The organism is Aquibacillus halophilus, from assembly GCF_009649745.1.
In the GTDB taxonomy this organism is placed as follows: domain Bacteria; phylum Bacillota; class Bacilli; order Bacillales; family Amphibacillaceae; genus Aquibacillus; species Aquibacillus halophilus.
The window spans coordinates 627481-647295 of the sequence record NZ_WJNG01000002.1 but is presented as its reverse complement, the minus strand read 5'-3'; the positions used below and the strand labels follow the sequence as shown (position 1 = coordinate 647295).

General features: G+C 34.3%; 22 protein-coding genes. 8 read left to right on the top strand and 14 right to left on the bottom strand.

The genetic code is table 11. The annotated features are described in order from the left end of the window. Entirely contained in the window at positions 1–1083 is a 1083-nt protein-coding gene (pdhA, locus tag GH741_RS04280) for a pyruvate dehydrogenase (acetyl-transferring) E1 component subunit alpha (protein WP_153735499.1), read from the bottom strand. A 447-nt stretch (positions 1084–1530) separates the two neighbouring features. Next, the gene (locus GH741_RS04275) at positions 1531–2187 is read right to left on the bottom strand and encodes a YkyA family protein (RefSeq protein ID WP_338079231.1); all 657 of its coding nucleotides are present in this window, start codon (positions 2185–2187) and stop codon (positions 1531–1533) included. Between the two features lie 217 nt (positions 2188–2404). On the opposite strand from GH741_RS04275, the gene def reads away from it, so the two are divergent. The 3 genes from def to rnjA all read left to right on the top strand — a co-directional run bounded on the left by def (position 2405) and on the right by rnjA (position 5567). Next, positions 2405–2959, top strand: a complete 555-nt coding sequence (gene def, locus GH741_RS04270) for a peptide deformylase (protein WP_153735498.1) — start codon at positions 2405–2407, stop codon at positions 2957–2959. Positions 2960–3686: 727 nt separating this feature from the next. Further along, the gene (locus tag GH741_RS04265) at positions 3687–3896 is read left to right on the top strand and encodes a DNA-dependent RNA polymerase subunit epsilon (RefSeq protein ID WP_153735497.1); all 210 of its coding nucleotides are present in this window, start codon (positions 3687–3689) and stop codon (positions 3894–3896) included. A gap of 3 nt (positions 3897–3899) precedes the next feature. Then, a complete protein-coding gene (gene rnjA / locus GH741_RS04260; protein ID WP_153735496.1) occupies positions 3900–5567 on the top strand; it encodes a ribonuclease J1 in 1668 nt (555 codons plus the stop codon). A gap of 56 nt (positions 5568–5623) precedes the next feature. Here the strand turns inward: rnjA and GH741_RS04255 are convergent, their stop codons facing one another. The 5 genes from GH741_RS04255 to GH741_RS04235 form a co-directional block, all read right to left on the bottom strand. Further along, positions 5624–6295 (bottom strand): potassium channel family protein, encoded by a 672-nt coding sequence (locus GH741_RS04255; RefSeq protein WP_153735495.1) that lies wholly within the window; start codon positions 6293–6295, stop codon positions 5624–5626. Positions 6296–6430: 135 nt separating this feature from the next. Continuing rightward, positions 6431–8269, bottom strand: coding sequence for an ABC transporter ATP-binding protein (locus tag GH741_RS04250; RefSeq protein ID WP_153735494.1), 1839 nt, complete (start codon positions 8267–8269; stop codon positions 6431–6433). 15 nt (positions 8270–8284) lie between these two features. Further along, the gene (locus tag GH741_RS04245; RefSeq protein WP_153735493.1) at positions 8285–10036 is read right to left on the bottom strand and encodes an ABC transporter ATP-binding protein; all 1752 of its coding nucleotides are present in this window, start codon (positions 10034–10036) and stop codon (positions 8285–8287) included. A gap of 209 nt (positions 10037–10245) precedes the next feature. Then, positions 10246–10695, bottom strand: a complete 450-nt coding sequence (locus GH741_RS04240) for a TlpA family protein disulfide reductase (protein WP_153735492.1) — start codon at positions 10693–10695, stop codon at positions 10246–10248. Positions 10696–10851: 156 nt separating this feature from the next. Beyond that, complete coding sequence (locus GH741_RS04235; protein ID WP_153735491.1) at positions 10852–11394, bottom strand: peroxiredoxin; 543 nt, start codon at positions 11392–11394, stop codon at positions 10852–10854. 295 nt (positions 11395–11689) lie between these two features. Between GH741_RS04235 and GH741_RS04230 the strand changes: the two genes are divergently transcribed. Further along, positions 11690–12529: a mechanosensitive ion channel family protein gene (locus tag GH741_RS04230; protein WP_153735490.1), complete on the top strand. Its 840-nt coding sequence runs from the start codon at positions 11690–11692 to the stop codon at positions 12527–12529. A gap of 47 nt (positions 12530–12576) precedes the next feature. Here GH741_RS04230 and GH741_RS04225 read toward each other — a convergent pair whose 3' ends face one another. From GH741_RS04225 to cbpB, 4 genes are all read right to left on the bottom strand, one after another. Then, entirely contained in the window at positions 12577–12822 is a 246-nt protein-coding gene (locus GH741_RS04225) for a YkuS family protein (RefSeq protein WP_153735489.1), read from the bottom strand. 83 nt (positions 12823–12905) lie between these two features. Further along, positions 12906–14021, bottom strand: coding sequence for an N-acetyldiaminopimelate deacetylase (locus tag GH741_RS04220; RefSeq protein WP_153735488.1), 1116 nt, complete (start codon positions 14019–14021; stop codon positions 12906–12908). A 71-nt stretch (positions 14022–14092) separates the two neighbouring features. Further along, a complete protein-coding gene (dapD, locus tag GH741_RS04215; protein WP_338079230.1) occupies positions 14093–14815 on the bottom strand; it encodes a 2,3,4,5-tetrahydropyridine-2,6-dicarboxylate N-acetyltransferase in 723 nt (240 codons plus the stop codon). 157 nt (positions 14816–14972) lie between these two features. Next, positions 14973–15434 carry a cyclic-di-AMP-binding protein CbpB gene (gene cbpB / locus GH741_RS04210; RefSeq protein ID WP_153735487.1) on the bottom strand — a complete coding sequence of 154 codons (462 nt, stop codon included), beginning with the start codon at positions 15432–15434 and terminating at the stop codon, positions 14973–14975. A gap of 237 nt (positions 15435–15671) precedes the next feature. On the opposite strand from cbpB, the gene trhA reads away from it, so the two are divergent. The 4 genes from trhA to GH741_RS04190 all read left to right on the top strand — a co-directional run bounded on the left by trhA (position 15672) and on the right by GH741_RS04190 (position 18620). After that, the gene (trhA, locus tag GH741_RS04205) at positions 15672–16307 is read left to right on the top strand and encodes a PAQR family membrane homeostasis protein TrhA (RefSeq protein WP_153735486.1); all 636 of its coding nucleotides are present in this window, start codon (positions 15672–15674) and stop codon (positions 16305–16307) included. Between the two features lie 157 nt (positions 16308–16464). Beyond that, positions 16465–17286 (top strand): metallophosphoesterase, encoded by an 822-nt coding sequence (locus GH741_RS04200; protein ID WP_240795392.1) that lies wholly within the window; start codon positions 16465–16467, stop codon positions 17284–17286. Positions 17287–17413: 127 nt separating this feature from the next. After that, complete coding sequence (locus GH741_RS04195) at positions 17414–17986, top strand: SCO family protein (protein ID WP_153735484.1); 573 nt, start codon at positions 17414–17416, stop codon at positions 17984–17986. Between the two features lie 157 nt (positions 17987–18143). Continuing rightward, a complete protein-coding gene (locus GH741_RS04190) occupies positions 18144–18620 on the top strand; it encodes a YkyB family protein (protein ID WP_153735582.1) in 477 nt (158 codons plus the stop codon). Between the two features lie 61 nt (positions 18621–18681). Here the strand turns inward: GH741_RS04190 and GH741_RS04185 are convergent, their stop codons facing one another. The 3 genes from GH741_RS04185 to GH741_RS04175 form a co-directional block, all read right to left on the bottom strand. Then, positions 18682–18882 carry a PLDc N-terminal domain-containing protein gene (locus GH741_RS04185; protein ID WP_338079229.1) on the bottom strand — a complete coding sequence of 67 codons (201 nt, stop codon included), beginning with the start codon at positions 18880–18882 and terminating at the stop codon, positions 18682–18684. Between the two features lie 214 nt (positions 18883–19096). Then, entirely contained in the window at positions 19097–19462 is a 366-nt protein-coding gene (locus tag GH741_RS04180; protein ID WP_153735483.1) for a Got1/Sft2-like family vesicle transport protein, read from the bottom strand. Between the two features lie 205 nt (positions 19463–19667). Continuing rightward, a complete protein-coding gene (locus GH741_RS04175) occupies positions 19668–19814 on the bottom strand; it encodes an FbpB family small basic protein (protein WP_153735482.1) in 147 nt (48 codons plus the stop codon). Between the last annotated feature and the right edge of the window lies 1 nt (position 19815).

Below are 19815 nucleotides of genomic sequence, written 5' to 3'. Positions count from 1 at the left end.
TTACTTCGACTCCTTTGCTTTATATTCTTCCATTTGTTCTTGTAAGTGAGCTGGAAGTTCCTCATACATATTTTTTATTAAGTCAGTCACTTTTTGTTTCGGTTGTTCGTCAGCTTTTTTAATCGCCTCTTTGATTTCTTTTTTTGCTTGGTCGATTACTTTATTTTCTTCTTCCTCTGACCATAAACCTTTGTTTTCTAGAAATTTTCGGAATCGAACTAATGGATCTTTTTTCTCCCATTCGTTATCCAAATCTTCCGTACGATAACGTGTTGGATCGTCTCCAGCCATTGTGTGTGGACCATAACGATATGTTAAAGTTTCAATCAATGTTGGTCCTTCTCCATTAATCGCGCGTTCCCTTGCCTCTTTAGTTGCTGCATATACTGCCAATATATCCATACCATCAACTTGAATCCCCTCAATACCAGCTGCTACAGCTTTTTGCGCAAGTGTTGTAGCGGCTGTTTGCTTTTCAACTGGAACAGAGATTGCAAAGCGGTTGTTTTGCACAACAAAAATCGCCGGTGCTTTATAAGCGCCTGCAAAGTTCATACCTTCATAAAAGTCACCCTGAGATGTACCACCATCACCTGTATAAGTAATTGCAACATTTTTCTTACCACGGATCTTCATACCCAACGCTATACCAGCTGCTTGAGTATACTGTGCACCAATAATAATCTGAGGACTTAAAGCATGGACACCCTCTGGCATTTGGTTACCATGATAGTGACCACGTGAAAATAAGAAGGCCTGATATAACGGAAGACCTTGCCAAATTAACTGCGGAACATCACGGTATGCTGGAAGAATGAAATCCTCTTGTTCTAATGCATACTGTGTACCAAGCTGTGATCCCTCTTGGCCTGCTGTTGGTGCGTAAAAACCTAATCGCCCTTGTCTGTTTAAGGCTATCGAACGTTGGTCTAAAATACGAGTATAGACCATTCTGTGCATAAGTTCTTTTAATTCATCATCTGATAGATCAGGCATAGCATCTTCATTAATTATTTTGCCTTCTTCATTCAGAATTTGAAACGTTTCAAACTGTTTTTCAATGTTTTCTAATGTACGTTTCAAAAGATTCACCTCTTCCTTTCTATTTCCATGATTAAATTATCAATTCTAGCTTTCCCAAAAGATGAAAAAATCTGTACCAAATTTGATTAATAATACATTACCCTCTATTGTTATTCTTTAATCTTATATGTACTTTTTTATAAATCTGTTACATAGAAGAATCAATTTGGACTGGTACAATTTTTATTCAATTTTTATTTTAGCTTATTAAAAGATGTTGGTCAAACACTTTGATACTTATTAATACAAATTTGTATACTTAAAAGTAAATAAAACACTAGTAAAAAACCGACTTTAAAATATAACATTATTAATCTGTTACATTAGTGTTTGGCTACTGTACTATAAAACAGACAAAATTTTGTGAACATAAAAAGCCTTCGCTTAATTGCGAAGGCTTTAACTAATGTATTGTAATTCAGTTATTACATCTTAGTATAAGCAAAGTTATTCATTATATTCAACATTAACTTCTGCCAACTGGTAAAACTCTTTTTTTAGATTGTTATACTCGTCCGTTTTAGTGTTGAAGGTTTCATTGGCTTTAATTACTTCATCATAACTAGTATTTACTGTTTCAATTTGACTTTTTAATTCCTCTTCTTCAAGGTTTTCATTTTGAAGCATTTGATACAATTCTTTATCCTCATTAATCGAATTAGTATATGCTTCATGTAAACTTAGATATGCTTCATATCTTTCGTCCATTGTACTATACATTTGCTGTGCTTTTTCCTTAACTTGTTCTTCTTCAATTTCCTCTATTAATGGTTCGATTTTTCTAAACTCTTCCATAGCCGCATCAATACTTTCTTTTTCAACTTCTATGATTTCTTCACGACTTTCAATAGAAGATAAAGCTTCTTGGGATAACTCTTTTACTCTTTCAAACTCATCTAAACCCATGTTGATTATTTCCTCATAAAGTTCCTTTTCCTGTTGTTCTAGATCCACAAGAGGTTGTTGCTGCTCAGCAAAGGATTCCTCCAAAGTAACAGCCTGCTCCATATGCTCGTACATTTTTAATGTAGGTGATTCCCCATTACACGCCCCAAGTAAAAAGATTGATATGGCGATGACAAATAATAATTTCTTGTATTGCACTACGTTTCCTCCTATCGTCTAGTTGAAGATCTTTTTAGTTGTAAAATTTTAGTTGCTTTTCTAAGATTATAACATATCATTATACTAATTTAGTTAACAAATTTTATTATAGTTAAAAAAAATAACCCTTGGTACTTTCTTATTAATTTACCATTCTCACTCATTTCTGTGTTAAACTATTTTCAGCAAAAAGAAGTAAGCTAAGGAGTGAATCGATATGATTACAATGAATGATATAATTCGCGAAGGTAATCCTATTCTGAAAAAAGAAGCTATAGAAATATCTATACCACCAACAACTGAAGACAAAACAATTTTACAGGAAATGCTGCAATACCTAAAAGATAGCCAAGACGACGAAATTGCTACAAAATATGATTTGAGACCAGGTGTTGGACTCGCAGCCCCTCAAATCGGGATTTCTAAACGAATGATTGCTGTACATTTTGAGGATTTTGAGGATAAACATTATAGCTATGGCTTGTTCAACCCAAGAATAATAAGTCATTCAGTGGAAGAAACATATTTATCCACTGGGGAAGGCTGTCTATCGGTCGATAGAGAAGTTCCAGGGTATGTTCCTCGTTATGCTAGAGTAACAGTAAAGGCTATCGATTTAGATGGGAATGAAGTAAAGCTCAGGGTCAAAGGATTTGCTGCAATAGTATTTCAACATGAAATAGATCATTTAAATGGCATTATGTTCTACGACCGTATCAACCCAGAAAATCCATTTCAGGAACCTATTAATGCAAAACCTGTTGATAGTTAATATAAGTGGAAGCTGATTATACCTATTACTAATATAGTCAGCTTTTTTTATTAGAAGTAGGCACTTAAACACTTCTTTCACAAAATGTATTTTTGTATCTACCGTAATGGTCTCAGCAACATCTCCTTAAGTTCAGTGCACAACTACACATTTCATTTCTTATCAGGATCATAAATAACACTTCGATATCTTGATTCTTCAACCAATTACACTTCACATACTAATCATTTTTTCTTTTTTATTTGGAAAAATTAATGAAGAAAGTTAGTTTATTGACAATATCAGAAAATATCACTTGCTTTTTTGACTAAACGTCAAACCATTCTCTTAATTCTCAGTAATGTATAAGGATCGTGGTTTCTGCAAAAAATATAATCACATGAATTCGTGAATTTCTCAAGTTCTCAGTGAAAATTATACAATTTTTAATACGTTTCTATTTCAATATTTACCAAATCATACTATACTAGAAAATAAGAGGGATTAGATCGGTAAACGTTTTCTATTGCTTTTCTTAGTATAAGGAAGGGAGTTGTAAGAAATAATGTTAAAACGTTTAAGAGAAAAGCTTAGGAAACGATGGAAAAAAATGTTAGGCCGGAATCGTGTACCTACTACATTTCAGGATCGTCAAAACTAACTAGTCCAACTAACAAACTATTTGATAATAAAAATGCTATGATTCAAACTACTAAGAAACCTTTTAAAACAAGTTAGGAGAGATTTAATGATATATAAAGTAATGTATCAGGAGCTTCCAAATGAAGTTCCTGTTCGAGAACGTACAAAAAGCCTATACTTTGACGCCAAGTCTGAGCGCGAAGTAAGAAAAAAACTCTCCGATCGCAATTTAAACATAGAATTCATCCAGCCTTTAGATGAAGCACACCTTAATTACGAAAAACAGTCTGAAGACTTTGTTGTGGAGAATGCCTAACTCATGAAATTCGTAAAAAATGACCAAACAGCTGTCTTTGCATTAGGTGGATTAGGCGAAATCGGAAAAAATATGTATGGGGTTCAATTCCAAGATGAAATAATTCTTATTGACGGAGGAATAAAGTTTCCTGAAGATGAATTATTAGGAATTGATTATGTAATTCCTGATTTCACTTACCTAGTACAAAACCAAGACAAAATTAAAGGCTTATTTGTAACACATGGACATGAGGATCATATCGGAGGTATCCCATACCTTCTGAGAGAGATTAACGTGCCAATCTATGCTGGAAAACTTGCGATCGGACTATTAAAAAATAAATTAGATGAACATGGTCTTCTGCGAAATGCTAAGCTTCATACATTTCAGGAAGACGAAGTGATCAAATTTCGTAAAACATCAGTAACATTTTTTAGAACAACTCATAGCATCCCAGACTCTTATGGTATTGTTGTTAAAACACCACCAGGAAATATCGTTCACACAGGAGATTTTAAGTTTGATTTTACTCCAGTTGGTGAACCAGCTAATTTAGCCAAAATGGCTGAGATTGGTAAAGAAGGAGTTTTATGTTTATTATCAGATAGTACAAATAGTGAAGTTCCTGGATTTACAATGTCAGAACGAGTAGTAGGAGAAAGTATTAACGATGTATTTAAACGCGATAACGGTCGTTTAATTTTTGCAACGTTTGCTTCTAACATCTATCGTTTACAACAGGTTGTCGAGGCAGCAGTTAGAAATAATCGGAAAGTTGCGGTATTTGGTCGTAGTATGGATAATGCAATTAGGATTGGACAAGAGCTTGGATATATTCAGGCACCAAAAGATACATTCATTGACACACACCAATTAAACCGATTACCAGCTAATGAAGTTACCATTTTATGTACTGGTTCTCAAGGTGAGCCAATGGCAGCACTCTCAAGGGTTGCTAATGGAACACATAGACAAATTCAGATTATTCCTGGCGATACCGTGGTCTTTTCATCTTCCCCAATCCCTGGAAACAATGTTAGTGTTAGTAGAATAATTGATAAACTGTACCGCGCGGGTGCTGATGTAATTCATGGTCCTTTAAATGATATTCATACATCAGGTCACGGTGGGCAACAAGAACAGAAATTAATGCTTAGATTGATGAATCCTAAATACTTTATGCCAATTCACGGTGAATATCGCATGTTAAAAGAACATACAAAATTAGCAGAATTATGCGATGTAGATCCTGGTCATTGTTTTATTATGGATAATGGAGATGTTCTTGCTCTTGGTAAAGACAATGCTGCGATTGCCGGTAAGATTCCATCAGGTTCTATTTATGTAGATGGAAGCGGAATTGGAGATATCGGGAACATAGTTCTTAGAGATCGTCGTATTCTTTCAGAAGAAGGTCTTCTAATTGTTGTAGTAAGCATTAACATGAAGGAGTTCAAGATCGCATCTGGACCTGACATCATTTCTAGAGGATTTGTCTACATGAGAGAATCTGAAGATCTTATTAATGAGGCACAAAAACTTGTTTCCTCTCATTTAAACAAAGTGATGGAAAGAAGAACAACACAGTGGTCTGAAATTAAAAATGAAATAACAGATACAATTTCACCATTCCTTTACGATAAAACAAAGCGAAAACCAATGATTCTACCGATTATAATGGAAGTATAATACCGATAAATCCTTCTATTTAAATACCCTTTCTCAGTTGAGAAAGGGTATTTTTCTTAATCATCTACTACTAGTTGTTTTTCAAAACGAGAGATATCTTTATCTGCACCAATTACAATTAAAATATCACCTAAATTAATCATTTCTGTAGCCATTGGAGAAACGTTAATTTCCTTATTATTTTCTTGCTTAATTGCCACTACGTTACATCCAAAATGTGCACGAATATCTAAATCGACCAGTGTTTTTCCACTCATCTTCTTTCCGGCTTTTACTTCAACAATACTGTGGTCGTCAGAAAGCTCTAAATGATCTAAAATATTATTAGAAATAATACTGTGGGCTATTCGCTTTCCCATATCTCGTTCGGGGTGAACGACTTGATCAGCACCTATTTTATTCAAAATCTTCTCGTGGTAGTCATTTTGGGCTTTTACTGTTATTTTCTGTACTCCTAATTCCGTAAGCATTAGAGTAGTTAAGATACTTGCTTGAATGTTATCACCAATAGCAACGATTACATGATCTATATTACGTACGCCCAATTCTTTTAGTACTTTTTCATCTGTTGCATCAGCAATAACTGCATGAGAAGCAATGTTCTTGAATTCATTAACTTTATCTTCTTCTAAATCAATAGCAAGGACTTCCATGCCTTCCTCACTTAATTCTCTGCAAATACTACCACCAAAACGTCCTAATCCAATTACGGCAAACTCTCTTTTCATGGCTTTTCCTCCATATATATTACTTTCACCATCTTATCACACTTTTTATTTAAAAAGGATACCACTGAAGAACTTTTTGTTGTGTAAACATTTAAATAAAGACCTCTACCTTTTTACAGGTAGAGGTCTCTATTTTTATAGCGCGTCTAGCATTTGAAACTGCGATTTAACGAGATCAAAATATTCACCTTTTGCTTCCATCAATTGTTGATGATTCCCTTGTTCCAATATCTTTCCGTGTTCCAATACAATAATATTATCTGCTTCTCTAATCGTAGATAACCGGTGAGCAATCATAATCGCGGTTCTTCCTTTAAGAAGCCTCTTTAAAGCTTTTTGTATTTTCACTTCTGTTTCCGTATCAATACTTGCGGTTGCTTCATCTAAAATCAATATTCTTGGATTAGCAAGTAATGCACGAGCAAATGAAAGTAATTGCCTCTCCCCAGCAGAAAGAATGTTTCCTCGCTCTTCTACTTCGGTCTCATACCCGCCAGATAGTCTTGATATGAACTCTTCAGCACCTACTACTTTAGCTGCATCCTTCACTTCCTCATCGGTAGCTTCTGGGCGACCGAAGCGGATATTTTCCATTATTGTACCAGAGAATATAAATGTGTCCTGTAAAACAACACTAATATTCTTTCGTAGACTATCTAACTTCATATCTTTTAAATCGTAACCATCAATTTTAACACTGCCTTCAGTAGGATCGTAGAACCGACTGATTAAGTTAGCTATTGTTGATTTACCCGAACCGGTGTGGCCCACTAAGGCTACAGTTTGCCCCTGTGTCATTTTTAATGATATTTCATGAAGGGCAATACGGTCTTCATCATAGGAGAATTTAACATGATCAAATTCAATATCCCCTTTCATGTCTGCATACTCCAATGCATCTTCTTTCTCTTCAACATTTGGTTGTTCATCTAAAAATTCAAATATACGTTCGGAAGATGCCATTGCAACTAATAACTGATTATAAATTTGACCTAATCTCGAAATAGGCTCCCAGAACATACCTAGGAAGAAAGCAAAAGAAACAAATGTACCAATTTCTATTTGGTCTGAAATTATTAGATGAGCACCATAGGAAATTAAAATAACTGTACCAATTGCATTACTCATTTCTACAAATGGACCAAAGTAAGCACTTTTTTTAGTCGCAATTCGTTCAGCCTCAAAGTTATCTGAATTTACACCATCAAAGAACTCTGTGTTTTCTTTTTCTTGTGCAAATGATTGTGTAATACGGATTCCCTGCATACTTTCGTTTAAATGTGAATTTAGTCTTGATTTTTGAATTCGAACTTCCTGCCAAGACCTGCGAATATTTCTTCTTAGCTTCGTTGAAATATAGAACATAATAGGTAAGATTACCAACACAGCTATTGCTAGTTGTGGACTTAGTACAAATAAAATTACGATAATCCCTAGCAACATAACGGTGTCCATTAGTAGGTTAATGATACCGTTAGTAAATAATTCTTGTAACGAATTTACGTCATTCAAAATTCGCACTAAGATTGATCCTGCAGATCTTTTATCAAAGAAATTGTGAGATAAACGCTGGACATGTGAAAACAGGTTCCACCTTAGATCATGAATAATCTTTTGTCCGAGGATGTTAATCCATTTAATTCTAAACATATTACCCAAATAACTTAGTAAATATAGAAAACCTATTACTAAAACTAGCTGAGTTAACAACGTTATATCTTTGTTTGCAATCGCAACGTCAATAACAACTTTACCGATTAGTATTGGAACAAGAAGCCGCACCATAGTAGTAATAAACATTGCTACAATTGCGCCTGGTACCAATGTTTTTGAATATGGCTTGATAAAATTAAGCAAACGTAGCATTTGCTTCCAGTTAAAAGGCTTTTCAACTGCTTGATCCAGGGGATAGTAAAATCGTTTTAAGTGACGGTTTCCTTTACTTGTTTCTCTTGAACTTCGATGACTTGACAATTTCCTTCCCCCCTTTTAGTTAACAGCATTCATTATCGCTTCTTTGTCTTGATACTGAATATCATAAATGCGTTGGTATGGTCCTCCGTTTTGTAATAGTTCATCATGGTTACCTCGCTCAACGATTTCACCATCTTCAAGCACTAATATTTCATCAGCATGTTTTAATGAAGAAATTCTGTGAGCAATAATGAATGTTGTGCGATTATCCATTACTTCTTTTAAGGCTTTTTGAATTTCAAATTCAGTTTCCATATCAACTGCTGATGTTGCATCATCTAGAATTAACACGCTTGGATCGATTAGAATCGCTCGAGCTATAGCAATCCTTTGTTTTTGACCACCGGAAAGGCCCATACCTCTTTCACCTAACATCGTCTCATACCCTTTAGGCATTTCCATTATAAAATCATGCGCTTGTGCTCTCTTGGAAGCAGCTATGATTTCATCCATACTCGCATCAGGATTCCCGTAAGCAATGTTTTCCTTTATTGTAGTCGAAAACAAAAAAGATTCCTGTAATACAAAGCCAATATTTTTTCGAAGGGTTTTCAAATTATAGTCGCTAGTTAATTTTCCATCAATTATAACTTCTCCTGATTCTGGCTCATAAAATCTCGTAATTAATTGAGTAATACTAGTTTTCCCTGAACCTGTAGCTCCAATTAGTCCGACAACTTTTCCTGGAGGAGCATCGAAAGAAACGTTTTTCAATGCTGAATCGTCTTCAGCAGTGTAAGTTAACGTAACGTTATTAAATGTTACATGTCCAGCTATCTTGTTAGGGACAATTGCATCTTCATCTTCTTCAATGTCTTCTTTGGCTTCTAGGATTTCTAGTAATCTCTCTCCAGATGCTTTTGCTTGGGAGAACATGTTAACGATAAATCCTAAGTGCATTAATGGTCCCAAAATATAGGTTACCAAACTAAAAAATGCTACTAATTCACCTAAACTTAGTTGTTCATTTATAACTAAGTAACCACCATAAATAAGCAATGCAACCATACAAATATTTCCGATAAACTCCATAAATGGAAAGTACTTTGCCCAAATATTTGATGTTTTGATGTTGACCTCACGATAATCTTGGTTATTACTGGTAAATCGGTCAATTTCAAAATCTTCTTTTGACAAAGATTTAACTGTGTTCATACCACTTACGTTTTCTTGTATTCTAGTATTAAGACGACCCAATGACTTTCTTATGGTTCTGAAAGCTGGGTGAACACGACGGTCAAATTTATAAACAACGATAGCTAAAAAAGGCATAGCTGACATTGTAACTAAAGCCAATGGGACAGAGTAATAGAACATAACACATAAACTAATAATAATTAGTAAGGAGATTTTTAATAATTCCTTAAAACCAGCTGCTAAAAAGAATTTAAAACCTTCTACGTCCATGGTAAGCCTGGACATTAAATCACCTGTTCTTGCATTATCATAATAGGTAAATGATAGCTTCTGTAGTTTTTTATATAGTCCATCTCTTAACAAATAAACTGAAGACGTACCAAACAAATCGCCGAGATACTGTTGGAAAAAATTAGCAATTCCTTTTACAATCATAATTAAAATAAAGCCAACTGCAAGATATGGTATTAATGAGTACTGTCCTCCCCTAACTACATCGTCAATAGTTACCTGTAATACAATTGGGTATAGCACAGTTATTCCGGTTACAAGTAATACAAAAAACAGGGAAGCAAAAAAGTACTTCCTAAACGGCCAATAATACTGCATTAATTTCTTAAATGTATCCAACCGTTTCCCTCCTCCTGATGTTTTTTCGCAACTTTAAATATAACGGTTTTCGAAATAAAATTCCACCTTTTTGACTTAGATTGTTAAAAATTCCCTATAAATTTTTAGGTCCATTAAAAATACTATATTACTTGCTTTTGTCCTATGCATAAAACGATAAAAAAGAAAGCACCTTACCATAAGTAAGGAGCTTTCTTATCAAAAAATGTTTACTTCTCATTTTTACCTAATACACGATTCACACGCTTCCTAAGCATTTTCATCCCGCCCCCACCAGCTTGGAAATGACGAAGGTTACCCTCTGCGTCAAAAACATAATAAGCAGGAACGTATTGATTTTCAAATGCGTCAGTTAATAAGTGTTTGTTATCAACAAATATAGGTTGACTAATTCCATGTTCATCTGCAACTTCTTTAATTTGGGCCAAATCTAAATCTTTTTCGGACCTTGGCATATGAACAGCAACAACATTTAGCTCATCTTTAAATTCGTCTCGAAATTCGTTTACATTAGGCATAGCTTCTTTACAAAGGCCACAACTTACCGACCAGAAGTGGAAAAGCGTTGGCTTATCACCAACGAGACTATCCTTGGTTACTTCTCCGTTCAGCCATTCTGTTGCACCAGTTAGTTCTGGCATTGGTTCTCTTAATTTCATATGTAATCCTCCCATTGGATAGTTGACAGAACTCTCGTATGATTTTTCATAATTTTGTGAGAGTATATAATCAAGACAAATGCTTCGTTTAACTTAGAAATAAGTGAATTGAATAAAAAGGCCTAACACTGGTGGTTAGACCTTCCATCTTATTAATTAAAGTGTTTGCTGACCCGGCTTCCAGTTAGCTGGACAAAGTCCGCCAGTTTGAAGTGCTTGCAGTACTCGAAGTGTCTCATCAACATCACGACCAATGTTGTTGTGATTAACAACTTGATATTGTAATTCACCTTCAGGACTAACAATAAATAACCCTCGTAATGCTACACCCTCTTCTTCAATAAGAACTCCGTAATCACTTGCTACTTGGTGATTGGTGTCAGCGGCTAGTGAATAGTGTAAATCGCCAAGACCATTTTCATCACGTGGTGTGTTAATCCATGCTAAGTGTGTATGAATCGTATCAGTAGAAACTCCCACAACCTCTGCATCAAGATCTTCAAATTCATCAAACCGATCGGAAAGTGCGGTGATTTCTGTTGGACAAACAAATGTAAAATCCATTGGATAAAAGAATAGAACTGTCCATTTATCATTCTTCATATTTTCTTCTAAAGAAACTTTACCAAATTCTTTGTTTGGTAGCACTGCATCCATTTCGAATCGCGGTGCCTGCTTTCCTACCATGCGTTCTGCCATATGTAATACCTCCACAAATATATTCATTAGGATGTTCTTGTGATGCTTGAACTGCAAATCACAATGGATATTATACCCAACACATCATCTCTAGTCAATTAGGATATGTTATCTAATATATTTTTCCCAGTATTAGTTTAACCAGATTCATTTTAGATTAAACTAGTTTGTAACAATTTCTAATTCCGAAACTAAATAAAACTAATTTTTTTACTAGATTAGTTAAGTTGTTTGATTTGATTAATTAAACAACTCTCTATTATTATGATAGAAGAGCATAGAAAGGAGCATGAATATGAACTTATTTGAGGAAGGGTTAGAGTTCAATTTTGCTGAATTACTAGAAATTATTATCGGCAAAGGATTAAAAATAGCCCTACTAGTAATTGCTTTATTAATTATTACCCCAATTGGAAAGAAGATTATATCTAAAGCAATAGCGAAAGCTAGTAATAAAGAAAAAATATCTGAAGGTAGAATTAAGACATTAGACAAGCTATTAGTTAATGTATATACCTACACACTAACATTCATTTTTATTGTTATGTTGTTTGGTGTATTCGACTTGGATCTTGGACCTCTACTTGCCGCGGCGGGGGTAGTTGGACTTGCGATTGGATTTGGCGCACAAGGACTTGTTAGTGACATTGTTACAGGATTCTTTTTATTACTTGAACGTCAAATTGAAGTAGATGAATATGTTACAGCTGGCGGATTTAACGGAATTGTTGAAGAGGTTGGATTACGTACTACTAAAATTAGAAGCTTTGATGGGACATTAAACTTTGTACCAAATAGAGATGTAGCTGGTGTAAGTAATCACTCTAGAGGTACGATGCGAGCACTAGTTGATATTGGTATTAGTTATGATGACAATATCGATCAAGCGATGCAAGTATTACAGAAAGTATGTGATGAATTTAAAGACGATGAGCGATTTGTTGATGGCCCAGATGTACTAGGGGTTCAGAGCTTTGGCTCTTCAGAAGTAGTGCTAAGAATTCTGGGTAGAACCGAAAACATGCTTCAGTGGTCCGCTGAAAGGGATATGAGAAAACGGATTAAGGAAGTATTTGATGAAGCAGGCATTGAAATACCTTTCCCACATCAGGTCAATATTAGTAAAGATGCCTAAAATATAGCCCTCGCAGTGTGCGAGGGTTATTTTTATAAGTAATTTTTCTACAATTGAACGCGTTGTTCTACTTGTTTACAAACTTCATCAGCAGTAAGTCCATCTGCATTAATAACGGATCCCTTGTAACTTGTTGTTTGCATTCCCATTACATTTTTATCCTGACCAGAAATGACACAGCAATCACAGCCATTCACGTCTTCCTCTTGCCTTAAATCAACAATTTCATAACCTTTTTCTTGTAGTGCACCTTTGACATCTGCAAGAGTACCTTCAATACCTATTTTAGCCATAGTCGACATACCTCCTCAAATTAGTTCTATTGGGATTTCCGTTATTAGATTTCCCAAAAGAAGAGTTGGTATTCGTGAATGCTTTATAGTTGTCTAATAGTACTTTCTACTAAATTCACTCCAATAGATAAAGCTTCTTCCTGAGGTTCTAACTGACTATGATGTAACCCATAAGTTGAGTCAACTCCCAACCAAAACATAAACCCAGGTATCTCTTTTAACATATAGCCAAAGTCCTCTCCAGTCATTGCAGCTTTTGCTTCCTTCCAAATTATATTCTGACCGAGTACAACATTTTTAAAATTTTTAATGTAATCATCTGTATTAAATACTTGATAATAATTAGAACCGTAATCAATTGAAATGGAACAATCATAGCTTAGTTCGTTTCCTTTTGCTAGTATTTCAATATGGTGTTTAACTTCATCAATTATTGTAGGTTTAAGAGTTCGAATAGTTCCTTCTAACCTTGCTTCTTCAGCAATAACATTCTGTACGAATCCTCCAGTAATCTTTCCTATCGTAACAACAGCGCTTTCTAAAGGATCTATTTTCCTGGAGACAATCTGCTGTAATTGGGTTACAAAATTACTTGCTGCTACTACCATATCTTTTGTTAAATGAGGGTAAGCAGCATGACCACCCTTTCCTTTAAAATCAATGAATAGTTCACTTGTATTAGCAAAAAGCAAGCCTGCTTTGGAGGAAACTGTTCCTACTGGGAGCTCGGGTGCAATATGTAAAGCAAAGATGACATCTGGTTTACAGCTCTTAAACTCTTCTGATTCAAGTAATGGCATTGCTCCTCCAGGACCCTCTTCAGCCGGTTGAAATATAAATAAAACATTATCTTGCACTGGATCAATGGCTAACTTCTCTAATGCTCCAAGTGCAATTGTCATGTGAAAGTCATGTCCACAGGCATGCATATTTCCCTCATGCGTTGACTTAAAATCATAACTAGTTTGTTCAACTATAGGCAAACCATCTATGTCAGCACGATATCCTATTGTTTTCTTAGGATTTGTACCTTTCACTAAAACTAAAACGCCCGTTTCCCATGTTTTTAAATTTAAATGTTCTTGGGGATATGTTCTTATTTTCTCTAACAAATATTGTTGTGTTTTAAACTCTTTAAAACCCAATTCAGGTATTTGATGCAACTCTCGTCTTATTTTTTGAAGCTTTCTATCATTCAAATGCTCTCCTCCTTTGCTTGTTATTTTTCGCTTTAAAAAAAGCAGGAGAGAAACTCCCCTGCTTTAACCTCTTATTCTTCGTCTAATTTTCTTAGAGCTTGCATGATTTCAGTTTTAGATTTAGTTTGATCATCAATATCTTTAATGAATTTTGCAGGTGTACCCGCCACAACGGTATGAGGTGCTACATCCTTGGTTACGATAGCGCCAGCTGCTACAACAGCACCCTCACCTACTCTAACTCCCTCAAGAATTACTGCGTTAGCTCCAATTACGACACCATCTTCAATAACAACAGGATCAGCTGAAGGTGGCTCAATTACACCTGCAAGTACAGCGCCCGCACCAACATGACAATTCTTTCCAACGGTCGCACGTCCACCTAATGTTACATTCATATCTATCATTGTACCTTCACCAATTACAGCTCCAATGTTAATCAAAGCACCCATCATAATCACTGCACCGTCACCAATTTCAACTTGATCACGAATTACTGCTCCAGGTTCAATCCGGGCATTGATTCCTTTAAGGTCTAACATAGGAATAGCTGAGTTTCTTCGATCATTTTCTATTACATAGTCATCGATTTGATCTTTATATGTACCTAATACTTCTTTAATATCTTTCCACTCACCAAAGAGAACTCCAGATTCACCATTAACAAAATCCTTAACGTTTTCATTAAAGTTAATTTGGTTTAGATTTTGTCCTTTGATATAAGCCTTAACTGGTGTAGATTTTTTACTATTTGAGATAAAAGAGATAATCTCGTTTGCATCCATCATTTTCACTATTATTTCCTCCAATGTATCTAGTTCATTTTCTATACTGTACCAAAAATAAATAAATATTGACAAGTAATTAACATTATCGACTTCATTCTATCCGGTAAAAACATAAACAAGGAGTCTACGTATGATATCTACCAGACTCCTTGTTCATTTCTTGCTACTTTGCAATTTGAGGTTTGTGTTTATTCACGTGAAGATATTTATTCAACTGCTTCAAGATTGCTCTTCTAGTTAAAATTCCATCGAAATAGCCGTCTTCATCAACAACACAGACAAATGGATAATTAATTACTGCTTTTAAGCAGGTTAAAAAGTCATCATTCTTATTAATACAAGGAATATCCGTATTCATTACTTCAGATACTTTCTTTTCTGAAAGTTGTTCCATTTCAAAACGCTCAAGACCAAGAATACTGTTTAAAATTACTGTTTTCCCTATTGTCCCTTTAAACTTGTAAGTGGAATCTAAAACTGGAACTGCTGAATAACCAGATTTAACTAATACTAACAGCGCATGTTCCAATGGATTGCCAACTTGTACATGGGCTACTTTTTCTGAAGATATCATTAATTCTTCCGCGAGGATTTCAGTAAATTCTTTACTCTCTACATTACTCATTCATAACACTCCTTTACAAAGGCAGTTGAAGGAGTTCATTCACGTTATTCACTACCCAATCATATTTTATCATAAATATCATAGGTAAACCATGACAACTTTAGGCGTTGGTTAAATTATTACCAATCTTCCTCCACTTAATTATGGATATACTAATAATTACATGACAAATGTCAATTTTTTTAGGATTATTTAAAAGCTATAATAAAAAGAAGAATCGAAAAGAGGTTTTAAATAATGACTACTCATACATTTACACAAAAAGAAGAACTCGCTCATGCAATAACACATGGATTTGGTGTGCTAATTAGCATTGTAGGCTTGATTCTGTTAATCATATTTTCAAGTTTACAAGGTGACGCATGGCAAATCGTCTCCTCAATAATTTTTGGTGTTACAATGCTTTTAATGTATATTGCCTCCACAGTATCTCATGGATTGCCAGCTGGAAAATGGAAAGATATTTTCCAAATATTTGATCATTCTTCAATCTATTTATTCATTGCTGGTTCCTATACTCCTTTGTTATTAGTTCCCTTAAGAAGTGAGTTAGGCTGGACGCTATTCGGAATAGTTTGGGGAATTGCTTTGATTGGTATTGTTTTCAAAATATTTTTCGTGCAAAAATTTCTCGTTTTGTCAACTGTATTTTATGTGTTGATGGGTTGGATGATAATCTTCGCATGGGGCCCTTTAACTGACGTTTTACCTACAAGCGGTTTATTATACTTAATCATTGGCGGAGTACTCTACACAGTTGGTTCAATATTTTATGTCTGGCGGAGTTTTTATTATCACCACGCCGTCTGGCATTTATTTGTTATTGCCGGTTCCGTTTTTCACTTTTTCACTATCTTTCTTTATGTAATATAATTATAATAGATGAGTCCTTGATCAATTGGATCAAGGACTCATTTTTGTTACAGTTTAAATCAAGAAAAGATCTTTATATACTAGAAATAAATCGAATTTATAATTTGTACACTGAAAGGCATGGACTTATATGAACCGACGCTCTTTTTTAAAAAAAATGGTTGCTAGCACTGTTGCGTTACTAGGTTCCGGGGGTGGAACCTACTACTATGCTAGAGAGATTGAACCCAGCATGTTAACGATCCATCAAGAACAAATAAAATCGCATAAATTAAGTAATAATTTCAATAGTTTCACTATTGCCCAATTTAGTGACACTCACCTCGGTTTTCATTATACACTTGATCAATTAACAGATTTGATCAAGATATTAAATAGTCAACAACCAGATGTAGTTGTGTTTACAGGAGATCTTGTTGATGCCCCCAATCAATTTAATTGGAATGACAAGTTAATCCAAATATTATCTGATATCAATGCTCCTTACGGGAAATTCTGGATTTACGGCAACCATGACCACGGGGGGTACGGCACTGATATCGTTAAAGAAACAATGGATAGAAGTGGGTTTACTCTATTAAAAAATACAAATGCAACCATTAAAAAAAATGATGATAGCATAGTTTTGGTTGGGTTAGATGATGTTATGCTTGGAAATCCGAATATTGAACATGGCATGCAACATGTTAGTCCAGAAAACTTAACAATCTTACTTGTGCATGAGCCTGATTATGCAGATTTAGTAAAAAACTACGAAGTTGATGTTCAACTATCTGGACATAGCCACGGAGGGCAAATTCAAATACCGTTCATCGGTCACGTCTATACACCAATTCTTGCGGAAAAATATGTGGAGGGTAATTATTCTATAGGCAATACACCTCTCCAGTTATACGTTAGTAGAGGAATTGGGACAACTAGGCTCCCCTATCGTTTTTTATGCAAACCAGAGATAACCATTTTTACATTAACAAACTAAATACTCTTGATGTTTAATTGTTTCCCTTTAGTTTTTTATGTTTTAACTCTTATTGCATAGTCTTATCTCTTATCTAATGATAAAATAGATTTGGATTATAATATAGAGATATTTGGGGGCACATCATATGAAAATAACATTTCAATTATTCTTCATGAGTTTAGTAGTAGTATTTTTGTCTGCTTGCGGGTCAAATTATGAAGGTGAGTTTTCATTTGAAGTACAAGAATTTGAATTCATGAATCAAGAAGGTCAAATGTTTAGTAGTAATGAACTTGAAGATAAATTTTGGGTTGCAAATATGATATTTACCAACTGTGACACTGTTTGTCCACCAATGACCGCCAACATGGTTCGTTTGCAGGATAAATTTCAAGAAGAAGATTTAGATGTGGAACTTGTTTCTTTTTCTGTTGATCCACAAAACGATACTCCAGAAGTGTTAAAGCAATATAGCGAAGAAAGAGGAGCAGATTTCGATAATTGGAACCTACTTACAGGATATGAGCTTCAAGTGATTAAGGAGTTTGCTATTAAATCCTTTAAAGCACCAGTAGAGAAACTAGATGATTCTAACCAAATGTTACACACAAATAGATTCTATCTGGTTTCACCAGATGGAAATGCAATCAAGCGGTATGATGGAACTAAAGCTGATGAAATGGATCAAATTGTCGAAGATATTAAGCAAATGAGATAAATTAGGATTAATTTTATTTTGTTTCCCTATCAACTAGAAACTCAGTGGCAAAATGATAAAGGTCTTGAGTTTCCGTGTTGATAGGTTGCTAATTATTAAAAGTTTGTGTAAGATAATAAGCAATCATAAAGAAGGAGGAAATCTAGTGACTATTAGTATGGACAATAGTAATAGTACTGAACATATAGCTAAGGCACTATTTATTGTAAATCGGCATGCAAAAACAGCCCTCAACCCTCGATATTTATATAACATGAAAAAACAAGCTATTCATAAATTGTTACAAGAAAATTCGGCAACAAAGATAGGGCTTCACTTTTCTGACCACCCCAAGTTTAGCCATCAACACTCCACATTGTTAGTCAAAGTGAGCAATTACTACTTTCATATACCTCCAACAAAACAGGACTTCAAAACTATGGAGCATTTAGGAAATGTAGATCAAAATTACCGTAATCCAAAACCACAAATGTCTTTATCACAAGCAAAAAAGATATTAAGTCGATTTTTAAACTGGACCTATCCGGATCCACAGCACACAGAAGAAAAAAAGACATATTCTTCCTATTTTACTCCCTCTTCCCTTGGTCAATTAACTCGGCCACTTTCAAAAAAAAGAGGAAAAAGATATTAATTATTTCGATCGTTTAGGTTTTTGCCTTAACGGTCTTTTTTTAATTGACCTGCCAAAATACTTAATCATTACGAATGATTAAGTACACAATTAGACCAATTATAGGAAAAAATATGGTGCCAATTAGTACTATAACGGCGTACTCCTTACTGTTTCCCTTTCTAAGGGCATCACGATAAGACCAAACACTCGTTAAAATATTTAATAGTAATAATACCAATACAAAAAACAAACCAAATCCAAATACATAAAAATATTCCACAGTCTCTCCCCCTTCTTTTTACTATACGATTTAATGAAGGGGATGGTTTCACCTATGCAATAAATTATAAATTAAATTAATAACCAATCATTGAGTTAAAATAGACATTTACTTTTCTCTTTTACTTACTTTTATGATTGAAGCCTAACTGTTTGGATTTTAAATGCGCTAACTGTGTACTAACAAATATCAATGAAACCATTTTTCAAGAGAATTAAGTAGATTTTGAGCTATGAGATTTTATCTGTATAACAATTGTATGTGCTATATGGTAAACAATTAATGTTCCTCCAAAGAAAACAATTCCTAGTGCTACATTAGCTAAATTTACAAATGGTTCTTCCTCTCTTCCATTTACGATATCTCTTAACTTTAATGTACCAAACGTAATTAATAAAAGAAAACTGCCTATAAAGTAAGTAAGTACGCGGTTCCAATTTAAAAGCATAAGTAATTTTATAATGGGATACAACAAATAGTAACAAATTATAACACCCAAGAACCCTATAATAAAATGAACATGCTGTTCGGTTATACCAAACGGTATCAGTTGAGAATAATTAACTAGCCAATTTCCCATCAAATCCCACCTTTTTCTAAAATCTAGTTCTATTATTAACGAATAGCAATTCTACTATACTTTCATTACTAAATTTTATACATCCTAAGATATTCTTTAATTTAGAGTTTTAAACTATACAAAATCCTCCTACTATTCAATAGTAGGAGGATTTTGTATATATGTTATTTTTTGTTTCAATGATCACACCTATGGTATTATCAGTTTAGATACTTAATTTATCTCTTTGAAAGTTTATTAGACGTTTGATTTCAATTTGTTCTTCAAGTTTCTTCATTGCTTCTTTATCATTTAATAATTCTTTTTTGTTGTTATCAACTAATTGTTCTAAAGATAATTTCCGTAGTCTCATT

Bases quoted from the DNA above. Each gene is read 5' to 3' on its own strand.
- def (WP_153735498.1), top strand. From the start codon at position 2,405: ATGATTACAATGAATGATATAATTCGCGAAGGTAATCCTATTCTGAAA.
- GH741_RS04265 (WP_153735497.1), top strand. From the start codon at position 3,687: ATGATATATAAAGTAATGTATCAGGAGCTTCCAAATGAAGTTCCTGTT.
- rnjA (WP_153735496.1), top strand. From the start codon at position 3,900: ATGAAATTCGTAAAAAATGACCAAACAGCTGTCTTTGCATTAGGTGGA.
- GH741_RS04255 (WP_153735495.1), bottom strand. From the start codon at position 6,295: ATGAAAAGAGAGTTTGCCGTAATTGGATTAGGACGTTTTGGTGGTAGT.
- GH741_RS04240 (WP_153735492.1), bottom strand. From the start codon at position 10,695: ATGAAATTAAGAGAACCAATGCCAGAACTAACTGGTGCAACAGAATGG.
- GH741_RS04235 (WP_153735491.1), bottom strand. From the start codon at position 11,394: ATGGCAGAACGCATGGTAGGAAAGCAGGCACCGCGATTCGAAATGGAT.
- GH741_RS04230 (WP_153735490.1), top strand. From the start codon at position 11,690: ATGAACTTATTTGAGGAAGGGTTAGAGTTCAATTTTGCTGAATTACTA.
- GH741_RS04225 (WP_153735489.1), bottom strand. From the start codon at position 12,822: ATGGCTAAAATAGGTATTGAAGGTACTCTTGCAGATGTCAAAGGTGCA.
- cbpB (WP_153735487.1), bottom strand. From the start codon at position 15,434: ATGAGTAATGTAGAGAGTAAAGAATTTACTGAAATCCTCGCGGAAGAA.
- trhA (WP_153735486.1), top strand. From the start codon at position 15,672: ATGACTACTCATACATTTACACAAAAAGAAGAACTCGCTCATGCAATA.
- GH741_RS04200 (WP_240795392.1), top strand. From the start codon at position 16,465: ATGGTTGCTAGCACTGTTGCGTTACTAGGTTCCGGGGGTGGAACCTAC.
- GH741_RS04195 (WP_153735484.1), top strand. From the start codon at position 17,414: ATGAAAATAACATTTCAATTATTCTTCATGAGTTTAGTAGTAGTATTT.
- GH741_RS04190 (WP_153735582.1), top strand. From the start codon at position 18,144: ATGGACAATAGTAATAGTACTGAACATATAGCTAAGGCACTATTTATT.
- GH741_RS04180 (WP_153735483.1), bottom strand. From the start codon at position 19,462: ATGGGAAATTGGCTAGTTAATTATTCTCAACTGATACCGTTTGGTATA.
- GH741_RS04175 (WP_153735482.1), bottom strand. From the start codon at position 19,814: ATGAGACTACGGAAATTATCTTTAGAACAATTAGTTGATAACAACAAA.